This window comes from Promicromonospora vindobonensis (assembly GCF_042685865.1).
Lineage (GTDB): Bacteria > Actinomycetota > Actinomycetes > Actinomycetales > Cellulomonadaceae > Promicromonospora > Promicromonospora vindobonensis.
The window spans coordinates 1,969,191-1,983,550 of sequence record NZ_JBHUOG010000002.1 but is presented as its reverse complement, the minus strand read 5'-3'; the positions used below and the strand labels follow the sequence as shown (position 1 = coordinate 1,983,550).

At 72.0% G+C, this 14,360-nt stretch carries 19 protein-coding genes; 10 read left to right on the top strand and 9 right to left on the bottom strand.

Annotated features, from left to right (window positions below; genetic code table 11):
- Positions 1-48 precede the first annotated feature (48 nt).
- From ACFS27_RS22175 to ACFS27_RS22155, 5 genes are all read left to right on the top strand, one after another.
- Positions 49-366, top strand: a complete 318-nt coding sequence (locus tag ACFS27_RS22175; protein ID WP_377187603.1) for a helix-turn-helix domain-containing protein — start codon at positions 49-51, stop codon at positions 364-366.
- A 189-nt stretch (positions 367-555) separates the two neighbouring features.
- Positions 556-1,239, top strand: a complete 684-nt coding sequence (locus ACFS27_RS22170) for a YdcF family protein (protein WP_377187600.1) — start codon at positions 556-558, stop codon at positions 1,237-1,239.
- Between the two features lie 92 nt (positions 1,240-1,331).
- Positions 1,332-1,724 (top strand): DUF1232 domain-containing protein, encoded by a 393-nt coding sequence (locus ACFS27_RS22165; RefSeq protein ID WP_377187597.1) that lies wholly within the window; start codon positions 1,332-1,334, stop codon positions 1,722-1,724.
- A gap of 51 nt (positions 1,725-1,775) precedes the next feature.
- Positions 1,776-3,086, top strand: a complete 1,311-nt coding sequence (locus ACFS27_RS22160; protein WP_377187594.1) for an NAD(P)/FAD-dependent oxidoreductase — start codon at positions 1,776-1,778, stop codon at positions 3,084-3,086.
- Between the two features lie 81 nt (positions 3,087-3,167).
- On the top strand, positions 3,168-3,755 hold the full coding sequence (locus ACFS27_RS22155) for a 1-acyl-sn-glycerol-3-phosphate acyltransferase (protein WP_377187591.1): 588 nt from the start codon (positions 3,168-3,170) through the stop codon (positions 3,753-3,755).
- A 61-nt stretch (positions 3,756-3,816) separates the two neighbouring features.
- Here the strand turns inward: ACFS27_RS22155 and ACFS27_RS22150 are convergent, their stop codons facing one another.
- A complete protein-coding gene (locus tag ACFS27_RS22150; protein ID WP_377187589.1) occupies positions 3,817-4,407 on the bottom strand; it encodes a redoxin domain-containing protein in 591 nt (196 codons plus the stop codon).
- Between the two features lie 58 nt (positions 4,408-4,465).
- Positions 4,466-5,197 (bottom strand): TetR/AcrR family transcriptional regulator, encoded by a 732-nt coding sequence (locus ACFS27_RS22145; protein ID WP_377187586.1) that lies wholly within the window; start codon positions 5,195-5,197, stop codon positions 4,466-4,468.
- Between the two features lie 95 nt (positions 5,198-5,292).
- On the opposite strand from ACFS27_RS22145, the gene ACFS27_RS22140 reads away from it, so the two are divergent.
- On the top strand, positions 5,293-5,670 hold the full coding sequence (locus ACFS27_RS22140) for a VOC family protein (protein WP_377187583.1): 378 nt from the start codon (positions 5,293-5,295) through the stop codon (positions 5,668-5,670).
- Between the two features lie 18 nt (positions 5,671-5,688).
- On the opposite strand, the gene ACFS27_RS22135 is transcribed toward ACFS27_RS22140, so the two are convergent.
- On the bottom strand, positions 5,689-6,141 hold the full coding sequence (locus ACFS27_RS22135; protein WP_377187580.1) for a TIGR03668 family PPOX class F420-dependent oxidoreductase: 453 nt from the start codon (positions 6,139-6,141) through the stop codon (positions 5,689-5,691).
- A 127-nt stretch (positions 6,142-6,268) separates the two neighbouring features.
- Between ACFS27_RS22135 and ACFS27_RS22130 the strand changes: the two genes are divergently transcribed.
- The gene (locus ACFS27_RS22130) at positions 6,269-7,360 is read left to right on the top strand and encodes a P1 family peptidase (protein WP_377187577.1); all 1,092 of its coding nucleotides are present in this window, start codon (positions 6,269-6,271) and stop codon (positions 7,358-7,360) included.
- On the opposite strand, the gene ACFS27_RS22125 is transcribed toward ACFS27_RS22130, so the two are convergent.
- From ACFS27_RS22125 to ACFS27_RS22115, 3 genes are all read right to left on the bottom strand, one after another.
- Positions 7,330-8,016: an SIMPL domain-containing protein gene (locus tag ACFS27_RS22125; protein WP_377187574.1), complete on the bottom strand. Its 687-nt coding sequence runs from the start codon at positions 8,014-8,016 to the stop codon at positions 7,330-7,332. The genes ACFS27_RS22130 and ACFS27_RS22125 overlap by 31 nt on opposite strands.
- Before the next feature lie 87 nt (positions 8,017-8,103).
- Positions 8,104-9,198, bottom strand: coding sequence for a winged helix DNA-binding domain-containing protein (locus ACFS27_RS22120; RefSeq protein ID WP_377187571.1), 1,095 nt, complete (start codon positions 9,196-9,198; stop codon positions 8,104-8,106).
- Positions 9,182-9,811, bottom strand: a complete 630-nt coding sequence (locus ACFS27_RS22115) for a DUF4126 domain-containing protein (protein ID WP_377187568.1) — start codon at positions 9,809-9,811, stop codon at positions 9,182-9,184. The genes ACFS27_RS22120 and ACFS27_RS22115 overlap by 17 nt, the downstream gene beginning before the upstream one ends.
- A gap of 203 nt (positions 9,812-10,014) precedes the next feature.
- Here ACFS27_RS22115 and ACFS27_RS22110 point away from each other — a divergent pair, with 203 nt between their 5' ends.
- Genes ACFS27_RS22110 through ACFS27_RS22100 form a run of 3 tightly spaced genes read left to right on the top strand, consistent with a single transcriptional unit; the run spans position 10,015 to position 12,448 of the window.
- Positions 10,015-10,470, top strand: a complete 456-nt coding sequence (locus ACFS27_RS22110; protein WP_377187565.1) for an anthrone oxygenase family protein — start codon at positions 10,015-10,017, stop codon at positions 10,468-10,470.
- A gap of 41 nt (positions 10,471-10,511) precedes the next feature.
- Complete coding sequence (locus ACFS27_RS22105) at positions 10,512-11,567, top strand: diaminopropionate ammonia-lyase (RefSeq protein ID WP_377187562.1); 1,056 nt, start codon at positions 10,512-10,514, stop codon at positions 11,565-11,567.
- A gap of 35 nt (positions 11,568-11,602) precedes the next feature.
- On the top strand, positions 11,603-12,448 hold the full coding sequence (locus ACFS27_RS22100) for a methyltransferase domain-containing protein (RefSeq protein ID WP_377187559.1): 846 nt from the start codon (positions 11,603-11,605) through the stop codon (positions 12,446-12,448).
- 101 nt (positions 12,449-12,549) lie between these two features.
- Here the strand turns inward: ACFS27_RS22100 and ACFS27_RS22095 are convergent, their stop codons facing one another.
- The 3 genes from ACFS27_RS22095 to ACFS27_RS22085 form a co-directional block, all read right to left on the bottom strand.
- Complete coding sequence (locus ACFS27_RS22095; RefSeq protein WP_377187556.1) at positions 12,550-13,119, bottom strand: hypothetical protein; 570 nt, start codon at positions 13,117-13,119, stop codon at positions 12,550-12,552.
- A 1-nt stretch (position 13,120) separates the two neighbouring features.
- On the bottom strand, positions 13,121-13,699 hold the full coding sequence (locus ACFS27_RS22090) for an RNA polymerase sigma factor (RefSeq protein WP_377187554.1): 579 nt from the start codon (positions 13,697-13,699) through the stop codon (positions 13,121-13,123).
- Between the two features lie 112 nt (positions 13,700-13,811).
- A complete protein-coding gene (locus ACFS27_RS22085) occupies positions 13,812-14,267 on the bottom strand; it encodes a hypothetical protein (RefSeq protein WP_377187551.1) in 456 nt (151 codons plus the stop codon).
- Positions 14,268-14,360 lie beyond the last annotated feature (93 nt).

Sequence of the window (14,360 nt, the reverse complement as noted above, 5' to 3'; positions counted from 1 at the left end):
TGATCTCTACTTTCCGGCGGGCCCTGTCGTGCGTCATGGCACGTTTCGATGGCCGAGCGTCGACGGGAGGGCGCCTTGCTCACGACAGCAGCCCAGATCGTTGTCAGGATCCGAGCCGAGCGAGAGCTCAGCATGAGTTCACTGGCAGTGCTGGCTGGCGTACCCACGTCGACGATCAGCCGGATCGAGTCCGGGCAGGTCGAGCCGACGCTCGGCATGATCCGCCGCATCGCGCTGGGGGCCGGCTACCACCTGCACCTGCAGTACTACGACCTGTTCTCGGGCAAGCTCGAGGACGACGTCGTCGGGGTCGGTGCCGCCGAGCGGGCAGGCGAGGGGGAGGGTGACGACGACGCTGCCCGCTAGGGGTGGTTCGTCGCGTCCACTACCTTGGCTCCGTATGGGGGGTCTGCGCGGGGGGTGCGAAAGCACAGGTAGATGGCGCTGTCACAACGCTCTCGCAGGTTGTGACATTGCGCGCAATTACCCCAGAATTCGGGCGTGCATCCCAACTCAGGTTGTGCCCGCGATTCCCTTGAGCAATATGGTCGTCATATGCCGAACGTCATGATCCCCGCCGAAGCGCGGGAGGACGTACAGACACTGTGGGCGTTCCATGACCTGCAGCACGAGCCGCGACCGGTCGACGTCTGTATCGGCCTGGGCGGTCACGACCTGGGTGTGGCCGACTACACGGCCGACCTCTACCTCGAAGGGTTGTTCCGGCAGATCGTCTTCACGGGTGCCAACGCACCCACCACCGTCGACGCCTTCCCCGAGGGGGAGGCCTTCGGCTACCGCGACCACGCGATCGCACGTGGCGTGCCCGCGGACGCCGTGCTCGTCGAGCCGTCCGCCACCAACACCAGCGAGAACCTGGAGTACAGCCGCAAGCTGCTTGCCGAGCTCCAGGTCGAGCCGTCCTCCGTGCTGCTCGTCTCCCACCCGTACCAGCAGCGGCGTGCGTTCGCGACCTGCCGGGTCGTGTGGCCGGACGTCGACGTGCTGTGCGTGTCACGGCCCCTGGACCTCGACGCGTACGTCGAGACGATCGGTGATGCCGTCCGGGTGGTCGACATGCTCGTCGGTGAGACGCAGCGCCTCACCCTGTATGCCGACCTCGGCTTCATCGCCCACGAGGAGGAGGTGCCCGACGAGGTGATGGGCGCGTTCGACCGGCTCGTGGCGGCCGGGTACACGTCGCGGCTCGTGGAGGACCGCCGCCCGATCGACGTCTGACCGGCCAGAGCCGGGCACCTGAGTCGGACGTCACGAATTGGACGACTCGTACATCCCTGGCGAGTCGTCCGGTTCTCCGTTACGTTCCGGGCATGGGCGAGGAAAGCAAGCGGGGCAAGGATCCCAGGAAGTTCACCTGGCAGGAGATCTTCACGTTCATCGCGGGCGCCGGCTACGTGGCTAGCCCGATCGACCTCCTGTCGGAGAGCGTGCTGGGGCCGCTCGGCCTCGGGGACGACGCCATCGCGATCATCATCGCAGGCGTCACCCTCTACAAGGCCGTGCAGCGGTTCCGGAAGCACCGGCCGGTGAAGGGCACCACGGGGGACACGGCGTCGGGTGGCTCGGGCAGCGGTACCTCGACGCCGGGCGGTGCGACGCCGGGCGCCTCGTCGTCGACCAGCGCTCCGGGCACCTACGCGACGGGCAAGACGATCCCTGGCACCGCCGAGGACGTGACGCCGGACCGCAGGCCCAAGCGCTGACGTCGGCACCTGCTCTGGCCCGCACTTCGGAGCGGGTCTAGGGTCGTCGGCGTGGCCGGCAACAACGCACCTCGGATCCTCGTCGTGGGCGGTGGTCCCACCGGTGCCGCAACGGCGATCGCCCTGCGGCGCGAGGTGCCGGACGCGCACGTGACGCTGGTCGACAAGGCCACGTTCCCGCGTGACAAGACCTGCGGCGACGGACTCGGTCCCGGGGCCAGGCGGGTGCTCGACGGGCTCGGCCTGGCGGAGCGGCTCGAGCAGTTCCACATGCCGATGTCGGTGGCGATCAGCGGTCCGGGCGGGGTCGAGGCCGTTGCGCGCGGCCCGATCATGGAGGGTCGGGACCTCGCCGGCTACGTCACCCCGCGGCTCGCCCTGGACGACCTGCTCCTGCACGCGGCGCGCGAGTCCGGTGCGGAGGTCCGCGAGGGCGTGTCGTTCGAGGGCATGACCCAGACCGGTCCGGCGCCCGCCGCGCAGGACCAGGCGCGCGGCGGCGAACGGGTCAGGCTGTCCTCCGGCGAGGCCACGTTCGACCTGGTCGTCGGCGCGGACGGCGCCTATTCCGGGGTCCGGCGGGCGATGGGCATCGCCCGGCCCTCGATGCGGCACACCCACATCGCCATGCGCGCGTACGGGACGGTCACCCACCCGGACAAGCCCGTGAGCGACACCCTCCGGTTCGACTTCCTGGAGACGCTCCTGCCGGTCTACGGCTGGGTCTTCCCGCTGCCCGACGACGGCGCGAACCTCGGCGTCGGCATCCCGGTGGACCATCTGAAGCGGCAGACCAAGCGGCACGGGCGCTCGCTGCGCGACCTCTTCGACCTGTACGTCGAGGACCTGGAGCGGCGCGGGTTCGCCGTGTCCGGGGTGGAGCGGGTCGCCGCGCACCAGCTCCCGCACGCCGCCGCGCGGACACCGATGACGGCCCCTGGGCGCTCCGCCGTGCTGCTGGGCGATGCCGCGGCGGCGATCAACCCGCTCAGCGGAGAGGGCATCTTCTACGGGATGGCGGGAGGGGTGCAGCTCGCCGAACATCTCGGAGCGCTCGACCGAGCGGGCGGGTCCTGGCAGGGCGCGGACCTCGCCGCGGCCTTGACCGGGTTCGAGAGCGCCCACAGGCGTCGGTTCGGGCGCCACTACCGGGAGTGCTACCTGGCGCAGCAGCTCATGCGCTCCCCGCTCTGGGCGGGTGTCGCCACACGCGCCGTCGCCGCGTCCGACACGGCGATGGCGCACGTGGCGCTCATGCTGTTCGACGAGCAGTCGGCGGGTTCGCGAGGCCTGCTGCACCTGGTGCGCAGCAGCGTGCGCCCGCTGCTGCGCCTGCCGTGGGCAGCCCGGACAGGTCGGTGACCCTCCGCTGGATCTGTCAGAATTGCGCTTCTGCGATTTTCGCCCGAGGTTCACCCTGTCCGCCCTGATTCGAGGACGACGATGTCACGCACCATCCGCCGGGCCGTCGCCCGCATCATCTGGGCCGGTACCGGCTACCGGATGCGGTCGGAGCCTGCCCCGACCAGACCCACGGTGTTCATCGGCGCGCCGCACACGTCCAACACGGACTTCTTCCTGATGCTGGCCATCGCCTTCGACATGGACCTCAAGATCCGGTTCCTGATCAAGGACTCCTGGTTCAAGGGCCCCCTGGCCGCTCTCATGCGTGCTCTGGGCGGCATCCCCGTCGACCGGAACGACCCGGCCAGCATCGTCGAGGAGATCCTCGGGGCCGTCGAACGGGGCGAGGAGTTCCACCTCGTCGTGACACCGGAGGGCACCCGTGGCGCCGGCTCGGGCTACTGGAAGTCTGGCTTCTACCGCATCGCGCTCAAGAGCGGCTTCCCCGTGACGCTCGGGTACGTCGACGGCGTCGCCAAGGTCGCAGGCCTCGGCCCGAGCATCCAGCTCACCGGGGACGTGCGTGCCGACATGGACGTGATCAGGGCCTTCTACGCGGACAAGTCGGGAGTCAACCCGGCCAACCGGGTGGAGCCCCGCCTCCGCTCCGAGGACCAGGCCGGTTGAGTGCTGGATGTCTGTGGGTCCGAGCTGAAAACCCGCAGATATCCAGCACTCAACGGGTGGGTCACATGGTGAGCGAGGCGACCTCGTCCGGGAGCTCCATCGGGTCCATCGGGCCGTGGTGGGTGACCGTACCCTCGTCATCGATCAGGACGACGTCGCCGTCGGCCATCACGTCGAAGTGCGAGGAGAGGTCGCCCATACCGTCCTCGAGCTGGGTGACGCCGCCGACCTCGGCCAGCGGGTCGTCCATGGGGTCGCTGTCCTCGCCGGCGACGGAGAGCAGCTCGACGCCGTCGACGTCGGCGAGGGCTGCCGCCGTGTCGGCGCACGTGTCACACATCTCGGACCAGAAGAAGACGACGGCAGGGCTGCCCGCGAGCTCGGCGCCCTCGAAGGTGTCGCCACTCGCCGTGGAGGCCGTGAAGTCGAGGGCGTCGGACATCATCTCGTCCTCGGACATCTCGTCGTCCATCGGCGACTCGGACATCTCGTCGTCCATGGGGGACTCCGACATCTCGTCCATCGGGCTCTCCGACATGGTGTCCTCGGACATCTCGCCGCCGCCCGGCTCCTCGGCAGAGCCGCACGCAGCGAGGGTAAAGGCGCAGGTCAGGGCTATAGCGGCAACGGTACCGCGGTGTAGTGTGCTCATGCGTCGACGCTAGGCGCGTCGCTCGCCGAACAACCCTTACGGCCTGGTTACCGGCTTCTTACGCGCCCGGCTCGGCGGCTGCCCGAGCCAGCGCGTCCAGCACACGCGCCATGCCGAACTCCCAGGCGTGCGCCGGGCTGGAGGGCGCGTTCATCTCCTCGCCGGCGGCACCACCCACCCGCTGGGCCAGCGGATAGTCGTCGCCCAGGTACTCGGCGAGCCGCCCGGCCCACCGTGCCCAGACCTGCGGCAGCTCGTCGGCTCGCGGGCCGCGCCGCCGTGCGCGTGCGGCGCCGCGCACGAAATCCAGCACGAAGGTGAGCGCGGCGTCCCGCGCGACGTCGTCCAGGTGCAACGGGTCGAGCGCGTGCAGCTCGTGGTCGTACTTGGCGATGGTGCCGGGGCCGAACGCGGTGCGGTCGTCCTCGATCTCCAGCAGCCAGGGGTGCTCGAGGTGGAGCGCCAGGCTAGCGTCTGCGACCCGGCGCACGCGGGTGCGCCAGCCCGCCGTCCCGTAGCCGGGCAGCGGCATGCGCGCGTAGACGGCGTCGGCCATCAGCACGAGCAGGTCGTCGCGCCCGTTCACGTGCGTGTACACGGACATCGTCGAGATGCCAAGGGCGTCGCCGAGGCGCCGGACCGTCACTGCGGCGAGGCCCTCGGCGTCGGCCAGCGCGAGTGCCGCGTCGACCACGGCCCCCGTCGTGATGCGCGACCGCGGGCCGCGCGTGCCGCCCTGCGGGGCGGACGGGTGGTCCCGCCAGAGCAGGTCGATCAGCTCTCGGGGCATGGGTCTCCAGAATCGGTGTGACGGGCCGGGAACATTTTGCAATCATCCTACGTTGTACGCCGTACAAGGTTATTGTCCCGATGCGAGGAGCCCGCTTGATCATCACCGGAACCGCCCTGTCCCTCAACGTGTCCGACGTCGCCGCGTCGGCCGAGTTCGCCCAGACCCACCTCGGCTTCACCGAGGCGATGTCCGACGACGGGTTCGTGTCGCTCGACCACCCCACGGCCGGCGTCAACATCGTGTTCCTGCGCGTCGGCCTCGGCACGTTCAAGCCCGAGCGCATCGCCGGACCTGCCGGCCAGGGGATGCTGATCGCGTTCGTCGTGGACGACCTCGACACCGAGTTCGCCCGCATCTCCGCCGCCGGCGCGGAGGTCGTGACACCGCCGGAGACCGAGCCGTGGGGCGAGCGCTACTGCCAGTTCGCCGACCCCAACGGGATCGTGTGGCAGCTCGTCCAGTGGGTATGACCGACGGTCCGGCGGGGCTCAGTCATGGGCCCAGCCGGACCACCGGGCCACCCGCACCCTGATCAGCGGGCCGTCCGGCCGGTGCTCGCGGTACTGCGGGTACCGCGCGGCGAGCGCGTCCAGCGCCGCCTCGCGGGGCTCGCCGTCGTGCTCGATCGCGGCGACGCCGTCGGCGCGCACCCACCAGAGGTGCGCCCAGTCGTCGTCGTACCGGTCGGCGAGGAACGCGACCCGCGGGTTCTCCGCGAGGTTGCGCAGGCGCTTCAGGTCGCGCGTGGTCTTGGGCTTGTGGTCGACGGCGACCACTATCTCGTCACCGGTCGACGGGTCGGCCGCGGTGTTGCTGCGGGCCTTGACCAGCGCAAACGTCACAGGGACGAGGTGCGGCACGCCGTCGCTACCGGCGGAAGCGAGGTAGGCGTGCCGGGCCGCGGCGAAGCGGGAGCGGCAGGTGTGGTCGTCGAGGCGCACCTTGTCATTGTGCAAGGTGCAGGTGCGGCGCGCCGTCGGTCCTACCCGCGTCTGTGCCCGCGCCGATCACCTTCCTGGCCGGGCGTGAGCTGACTCGAAAGTCCGTCTGATCGTCGATGCTGGGGGTATGAGCGACAACGGACAACGCCCACGCCGCGCGCGCGACCTCGGCATCGTCGTGGGCACGCTGCCCACCGGGCGGCACAACGCCCTCACCGACGTACCAGGGGTACGCGTGGGGCACACCACCATCGTCGACGCACCCCGCCTCCACACCGGGGTCACGGCGATCGTCCCCGACGCTCTCGACCCGGACAGGCGCAGCCTGCCCTGCGGGCTGTTCGTCGGCAACGGGTTCGGCAAGCTGGTCGGCGCCACCCAGGTCGCCGAGCTCGGCGCGATCGAGACCCCGATCCTCCTGACCGCGACCCTCAGCGCCTTTCGCGCCGCAGACGCCCTGGTCACGCACGTGCTCGCGCGGCCTGGCCACGAGGAGACGCGCACCCTCAACCCGGTGGTGGGCGAGACCAACGACGGTCGCCTCAGCGACATCCGCGCACGCCCCGTCGCGGAGTCGCACGTGCTCGCAGCGCTCGACGGCGCCACGTCCGGTCCACCCGACGAGGGCTGCGTCGGGGCCGGGACGGGGACCATGGCGCTCGGGTTCAAGGGCGGGGTCGGCACGTCGTCGCGCCTCGTCGAGGGCTGGACGGTGGGAGCCCTCGTGCAGTCCAACTTCTCGGGCACGCTGACCGTGTGCGGCGTGCCGATCCCGGCCGACGCCGCCGGCGAGCCGGCGACGTCCGCGGGGGAGCCCGACGGCAACTCCTGCATGATCGTGGTCGCCACCGACGCGCCCCTGGACGCTCGGCAGCTGGGCCGGGTCGCACGCCGGGCGGTGTTCGCGATGGCGCGGGTGGGCTCGGACTTCGCGGGCGGCAGCGGCGACTACGCCCTGGCGTTCAGCACGCCGGGCGCTCCGCCGTCGGGCACGACGTCGGACCTGCCCGCGCGCCGGGTGGACGACCGCGACCTTGACCCGGTCTTCGCCGCGACCATGGACGCGGTCGAGGAAGCCCTGCTGAACTCGCTGCTGACGGCCACCACCACCGTGGGGCACCGCGGCACGGCGCTCGCCGTGCCCCACGACCTGGTGCTTCGGCGGCTGCGTGCCGCCGGCGTGCTGCCTCAGCCCTCGGCGGGCACGCCCGCCTCGTAGTCCGCGGAGAGCGTGATGTCGACGTCGATGTCCCGGGGCTGGAGCTCGACGTGCGCGCTACCGCCCGCCTCGCCCATGGTCCCGGCGCGCATCGCGTACATCGGGGCGTTGCCGCCACCGTTGCCGCCGCCACGCAGGCCCGCCTCGTAGATCGCGACGGGCGCGACCGGTCCGAGGCCCAGCGCGTCCGCGTACGACTGCGCGCGCACCACCGTCTCCTCCGCGGCCTCGATCCGGGCCTCGGCCTGGAGCGTCCTGCGCGTCTCGTCGGTCAGCGTCCAGGCGACCCGGTCGATCTCGACACCATCGACGTCCATGATGTCGCCCAGCCACGTCGAGAGCGCCTCGAAGTCGCGGAACGTGACCGACAGGCGTGCCGAGGCCCGGAACCGCCGGACGCGCTGCTTGCCGCCCGCCTGGGAGCTCTTGACCCGGTCGTCGTAGACGTAGGAGTGCACGGAGGCCGAGTCCCACTTGTCGGCGGCACCCGCCGCGACGTGCGCCCTTGCCTGCTCCACGAGGATGGTGTGGGTGCGGGCCACCTGGTCGACGACGTCGTTGCGGAGGGTGCCCGAGAACGCGACGTGCAGGTTGACGGTGCCACGCTCCGCGGGGTGCGTGCGCGTGGCCTGGCCTTCGACGGCGATACGAGTCATACGCGGAGTCTGCCGACTACGGCTCGACCTGCGCCACCCCTGTGCGCCGTCACGCGTCTGCTCAGCGATCCCTTGACCTCGGCTGCGTCAGCCGATCGTGCCCTTGCCCACCTGGCCGCGCGTCAGGATCGGGTCGAGCCCGCAGAACTGCCCGTAGCGCTCGGCCTCCCTCTCGATCGCGGCCCAGACCTGACGGGTCGGCTCCTCGGTGAGCTCGACAGTGATCTCCACGCTCTGCGCCTTGAGAACCCGGGACCAGGCCCCCGCGATCATCCCGTCCACCACCACGATGCCGGCGTACAGCCAACGACTCGGCACACCGTCCCGGCTCAGGGCGGGCCAGCCCTTGAAGTCGTGGCAGAAGAGCTCGTCGAACACCGACAGCAGCCGCACGGTGCCGGCCGGTGCTGGATCGGGCAGGTCGCCGTCGGCCCAGAGCGTCAGGCCGGCCAGCTCGTGGCGCACGAGCCCGGCGTCGGCCACCGCTGCGCGCGCCGCCGTCTTGGTCAGGGTGCCCCACCAGGCGACGTCCTCCGCGCGGCACGGGCCGTGCCCGCGTACGTAGGAGCGGGCCAGGTGGACGACCGCCTCGTGCTCGTCCCATACCTTCTGCTCCGGCAGCAGCCGGTACGTCGCCTGCTTGCCCCGCATCGGGCCGCTCGCCACCAGCAGGTCGAGCTCGGCGTGCGCCATGACCTGGCCCAGATGCCAGCTGTCCAGCGGCGTGCCCTCGGACTCGGCGAGCACGGCGCGGATCTCCTTGCGGGTCAGCGGCCCCTGCGCCAGCGCCTCCGCGAGTACCGCGTGCCGGCGGGGCAGCAGCGAGTGCTCGAAGCCGCGCGGCTTCTCCGCAGAGAGCATCGCCCGGCGGATCCGTGGCGCGGTGGCGGTCATGAGCGGCGCCAGGTCGCCGGGCACCACGTAGTGCCACGTGGGGCGCAGAACGTGCGTCCGCAGGATCGTGCCGTCGGCCAGAGCGGCCTGTACCTCGGCGAGCGTGGCAGGCCGCGCCAGACGCTGCGCGACGCCCCATGCCGACGAGTGCAGCTCCTGCGACTGGACGGCACCCAGCCGGGCGACGACGCCGGGCACGCCACCGCCGTCGGCCGCCTGCAGAGCACCCAGGCCCACCGAGGTGAGCCGGGCACGCTGGACGGTGCGCACGTCAGACGTAGTAGGCATCTCCTTCTCCACCCGCATGCCCCGCCGCGCGGGCGCGGCGATGCTTCATCAGGCTCCGGATCAGCATGATCACCCCGATCACGAACAGGATCATCACCGGGATGATCGCGAGCGGGGCGAGGACGGACAGGAACCCGAGGCCGATGCTCGTCACGTCCTCCGCCGCGCTCACGACGGGGGCGGCGGTGCCGCCGGAGACGGTGTTGGCGACCACGCGGCCGCCGGCCTTCGCCGCATGCGTGCCGAGGGCGAGGACGATGCCCGAGACGATGGGGATCCACTGGCCGGACTGCACGAACGTGCTGGGATCGGTAACCGTCGTCGTCTCCGACATCGACCCGGCACCGAACGCGATGCCGCCGGCGGTGGGCCGGATGACGGTCTGCACCACGTCGTTGATGGAGTCGAGCACCGGGATCTTGTCCGCGGCGAACTCGAGCACCAGCAGGACGGTCAGGATCGCCAGCACCCAGCCGTTCTCCAGCCAGTCCCAGGTGCCCGGAAGCGACACGAGGTCCGTGAAGCGGGAGAGCACGCCGAGGAAGATGAGCGGGATCCAGGCATTGAGGCCCGCCGACAAGGCGAGTCCGGTTCCGGTGGCAAGTTCGAGCATGACTCGAAGTGTTCCACGGCACACCGACACCCCGGGGGGCAAAAGTGTCCGGTGTGCCCGATCTGTTATCGGAGCGTGGCGAACCGTCTCACGAGCCGATCGAACGGCGCACCGGGTGCTGCCCGTAACACCTGGAACATGCGCGGGCCTCGTGCAAGAGTTGCTGCTGTGCGCCGCGCTGCTGCGCCGACCGGGAGGCTCTGATGGTCTGGACGATCTTCACCGTGGCATCAGTGCTGCTCCTCGGGCTGTCGGCGGGGGTGTTCTTCGCCTTCTCGTCGTTCGTCATGAGCGGCCTCGGCCGCGCCTCCGACGAAGCCGCAGGGGCCGCGATGAGCGGCATCAACGAGACCGCGCTGCTGCCCGCCTTCATGTCGGTCTTCTTCGGTGCGCTCCTCGTCCCGGCGGGCACCGGCATCTGGGGCCTCGTCGAGGGCCGGGACGGCGGGGCATGGGTCCTCGCGGCCGCAGCGGTCTACCTGATCGGCACGTTCGGAGTGACCGCTGCCCTGAACGTACCGCTCAACAACCGGCTCCTCGCTTCCCACGACAAGGCCGCCGGATGGCGTGCCTACTGGCGGCCCTGGACCGCGTGGAACCACGTGCGCACGCTCGCCGGCATCGTCGCGACGGCGCTCGCCGCGGTCGGTCTGCTCTGACCGGTCGGCCCTCGGTGGCGCTGTCGGGGACAATCGACCACATGCCCGCCATCGATTTTCACCGCACCCTGCCCGGATACCAGCGGACGCCGTTGCGGGACCTGCCCGGTCTCGCGGCGGAGCTCGGCGTCGGGCGCGTGCTGGTCAAGGAGGAGTCGAGCAGGCTCGGGCTGCCCGCGTTCAAGGTGCTCGGCGCGTCGTACGCGACGGCGCGCGCCGTCGGGGAGCGGTTCGGGATCACCGAGCTCACCGTGGACGCGGTGCGCGCGGCAGTCCGGGGCCGTGACGTCCGGCTGTACGCGGCCACGGACGGGAACCACGGTCGCGCCGTCGCGCACATGGCCTCGCTGATCGGTGCCGCCGCGACGATCTACTACCCGCAGGGCATCACCGAGGCCGCGAAGAAGGCGATAGCGACCGAGGGTGCCCAGGCGGTGGAGGTCGACGGTGCCTACGACGACCTGGTGGCGCGTGCGGCGGCCGAGGCCGCCGCCGACCCGGCGTCGATCCTGGTGCAGGACACGTCCTGGCCGGGGTACACGGACGTCCCGCAGTGGATCGTCGACGGCTACGCGACGCTGTGCCTCGAGACCGACACGCAGCTGGCCGCCCTGGGCCTTGGCGCGCCAGACCTGGTGGTCGTGCCCGTCGGGGTCGGCTCCTTGGCGCAGGCAGTGGTGAGCCACTACGGCGGCGCCGGGGCCGACGGCGGCACGCTGCTCGCCGTCGAGCCCGACCGCGCAGCCGGCCTGGTCGCGTCGCTGCGTGCGGGCGAGCGGGTCACTGCACCGACGGGTGACACGATCATGACCGGACTCAACTGCGGCACCGTCTCCGCGCTCGCGTGGCCGGTACTGCGGGACGGGCTCGACGGCGCGGTCACCGTCTCCGACGACCAGGCGGCCAGCGCCGTCGAGGACCTGGCGCGGCTCGGCGTCGACTCAGGACCCTGCGGTGCGGCAACCCTCGCGGCGGCCCGCCTGGTGCTGGGCCAACCCGGCTGGCGGGAGGCGATCGGGCTGCGGCCCGACGCCGTCGTCCTGCTCCTGTCGACCGAGGGCCGGGCGGCGAACCCGGTCCCGGAGGACCGGGTCTGACCCGATCTGCCCCCACCTCGCCGCCAGGAGTGCACGTGCCCGTATCCCTTCCCGCCGCCCTCGTCCCGATCCTGCCGCTGCTGCGCTGCCCGTCCTGCGGCGCGGGGCTGTCACCCGGTGACGGCGTGCTGCGCTGCCCACGCCGCCACAGCTTTGACCTCGCCCGCCACGGCTACGTCGGCCTGCTGACCGGGGCACCGGCGACCAGCGGTGACGACGGGCCGATGGCGCGGGCGCGGCGTGACTTCCTGGCCGCCGGGCGGTACGCGCCGGTCCGCGACGCGGTGGCCGACCTCGCGACCGACGCCGCGCGCCCCGCCACGGTGGTCGACGTCGGCTGCGGTACCGGCTACTACCTTGCAGGAGTGCTCGACGCGCTGCCCGAAGCCGTCGGCCTGGGCCTGGACACCTCGGCCCACGCGCTGCGTGTGGCGGCCAGGGCGCACGAGCGGGCCGCGGCGGCGACGTGGGACGTCTTCCGGCCGTTCCCGATCGCGTCCGAGCAGGTCGACGTGGTGCTCGACGTGTTCGCGCCGCGCAACCCGGCCGAGTTCCACCGGGTGCTGCGTCCGGGCGGCGTCCTGGTCGTGGTGCGACCCTTCGGCGGGCACCTGGCCGAGCTGCGCAGCCAGGTCACGCACATGGTGACCGTGGACCCGGACAAGGAGCGGCGCCTGCACCAGGCACTGGACCCGTACTTCGAGCCCGCGCGCACGCTGGAGGTCGAGTACACGACGCCGCTGACCCGGCAGGAGGCGGTCGACCTGGTGCTGATGACGCCGAGCGCGCGCCACGTCACGGAGGCGGAGCTGGCCGTCGACGGCGAGCTGCCGGAGCAGGTCACGGTGTCGGTGCTCGCCACGGCCTACCGGCGGCGGTAGCGGCCGTCGGCTCTCTGTGCCTCCGGCGTCAGCCTCCGGTCGATCCTCCCGGCGAGGGTGTCGATCGGGGCTTCGGGTGACGGGTCGTCCGCCCGGGTGCCTTACGGGCCGATGTCGTCCGTGCCGACGGTCGGGCCGCTCGAGGGCGAGGGCGACAGTTCGGCGTCGCAGCCGTTCGACGGCACCGGCGCGCTGCTCGGCGGTCCGGAGCTCCCCGGTGTCGTCGGCGTGGGGCCCGGCGCCGGCGGAACCGATGCGCACTCCCGCGGGCTGTCGGTCGGCCCGACGCCAGGGGCGGTGGTCGACAGGCCAGGCCCTGGCGAGGGTGATGCGGGGGAGGGTGCGCCCGGGACTGACCCGTTCGGCTCCGGCCAGAGCACGGCGGTCCCCAGCCCGGCACCGCCGAGCAGCGCCACCGTGGCGACCAGCGCCCACGCCGCCGTGCGGCGGCGGGGGAGCGCCGGCCGCTGTCCGTGCGGGAGGATCTCCACGCCGGACCTCATCGCGTCGTCCGCGTCCGCGTGAGCGTGCGCGTCCGCGTCCGCCTGAGCGTCCGGGCCGGAGTCGGCGCGCGCCAGCGCGGCCGACCGGGCGTGACCGAGGTCCAGCTCGGCATCGACCTGGCTCAGGGCCTGCCTGGCGCGGGTCAGGGCGTCGTTCTTCCTTCTCATGTCAGGTCTCCTGACCTTCGGTCACGGTGCGGTAGGCGGCACGCAGCCGACGTCGCGCGCGGTAGACGCGGGTGGCCGCCGATGCCGTGGTGCAGCCGAGCACGCCGGCAATCTCCGCGGTGCTCAGCTCGGCCGCGGCCAGCAGCTCGACCACCTCGCGGTCGGCAGGCCGCAGGAGCGTCAGCGCCCGGCGCAGCACGTCGAGCTCGTCCACCAGACGGGCGGCGTCAGGACGTGGCGCCGTCGGATGCCGCAGCGTGCGCTCAGCCAGGGCCGTGCGTCGCCGCTCCGCCCGGACCTGGTTGGCGAGAACCCGACGGGCGATGGCGAACAGCCAGGCCCTCGGGTCGTCGGGCACCTCGCCCTTGCGCCAGGCGATCGCGAACACCTCCGCCACGACGTCCTCCGCCTCGGCCGTATCGAGCCGGGTCCGCGCGTACCGGTGCACCGCACGTGCGTGATCGACGAACAGCGACTCGGTCTGCGCCGGGGTGAGTGGGCCTGCATCGAGGTCGCGTGGCTCGGTGTGGGCGGACAGGGCAGTCTCCAGGGGGCGGGTGACGGGCGTGGGCGTGCTCAACGGTCTGTGTCCGGCACCGAACCACGCATGACACCTCGCGCGGGTCGGCCTCGTCACGTCCCGGCACTGTCATGAGGTCCGTCCCGGCGCACACTGACCGACCTGTGACTCTCTACCGATCGAATTCTCTCTCGTCCAGGACCAGCAGCTCGGCCCGTCGTCGAGGCGTCTGGGGCGCCACCGCACGAGGCGCGGCCGCTGCGGGCAGCGCTCTCGCCGTCGTGCTGCTGGCCACCGCATGTACCTCGGCCAACGCCTCGGAGTCCGGGGAGCCGTCCGTGGCCCCGTCGGTGGTCGCCGAGCCGTCGCCGGGGCCCAGCGTTCCCGCTGAACAGTCCGTGACGCCCTCGACGTCGGACGAGCCGTCGGCCGCTCCTGCCGAGCCGTCCACGGCGGGTGAGCCGTCGGCTGCCCCTGCCGAGCCGACGCCGGTACCCAGCGTCCCTGCTGAGTCCGAGCCCGCACCTGCGCCCGCGCCTACCGGTGAGCCGTCCCCGGTGCCGACCGAGCGGTCGTCGGCCCCGTCTCCGTCCCCGGCCCCGGAGGAGGCCCTGCACAGCACAGGCAAGTAGGGGTTCGGTAGCTGGCCCGTCGGCCCGGTGGCGCACCGGGCCGACGGGCCAGTCGGGCTCCTGGGGTCAGCCGGGGTTCTTGGCTGCGA

Coding starts and splice junctions, on each gene's coding strand:
- ACFS27_RS22175 (WP_377187603.1), top strand. CDS start 49: ATGGCCGAGCGTCGACGGGAGGGCGCCTTGCTCACGACAGCAGCCCAG.
- ACFS27_RS22170 (WP_377187600.1), top strand. CDS start 556: ATGCCGAACGTCATGATCCCCGCCGAAGCGCGGGAGGACGTACAGACA.
- ACFS27_RS22165 (WP_377187597.1), top strand. CDS start 1,332: ATGGGCGAGGAAAGCAAGCGGGGCAAGGATCCCAGGAAGTTCACCTGG.
- ACFS27_RS22155 (WP_377187591.1), top strand. CDS start 3,168: ATGTCACGCACCATCCGCCGGGCCGTCGCCCGCATCATCTGGGCCGGT.
- ACFS27_RS22150 (WP_377187589.1), bottom strand. CDS start 4,407: ATGAGCACACTACACCGCGGTACCGTTGCCGCTATAGCCCTGACCTGC.
- ACFS27_RS22145 (WP_377187586.1), bottom strand. CDS start 5,197: ATGCCCCGAGAGCTGATCGACCTGCTCTGGCGGGACCACCCGTCCGCC.
- ACFS27_RS22130 (WP_377187577.1), top strand. CDS start 6,269: ATGAGCGACAACGGACAACGCCCACGCCGCGCGCGCGACCTCGGCATC.
- ACFS27_RS22125 (WP_377187574.1), bottom strand. CDS start 8,016: ATGACTCGTATCGCCGTCGAAGGCCAGGCCACGCGCACGCACCCCGCG.
- ACFS27_RS22120 (WP_377187571.1), bottom strand. CDS start 9,198: ATGCCTACTACGTCTGACGTGCGCACCGTCCAGCGTGCCCGGCTCACC.
- ACFS27_RS22115 (WP_377187568.1), bottom strand. CDS start 9,811: ATGCTCGAACTTGCCACCGGAACCGGACTCGCCTTGTCGGCGGGCCTC.
- ACFS27_RS22110 (WP_377187565.1), top strand. CDS start 10,015: ATGGTCTGGACGATCTTCACCGTGGCATCAGTGCTGCTCCTCGGGCTG.
- ACFS27_RS22105 (WP_377187562.1), top strand. CDS start 10,512: ATGCCCGCCATCGATTTTCACCGCACCCTGCCCGGATACCAGCGGACG.
- ACFS27_RS22095 (WP_377187556.1), bottom strand. CDS start 13,119: ATGAGAAGGAAGAACGACGCCCTGACCCGCGCCAGGCAGGCCCTGAGC.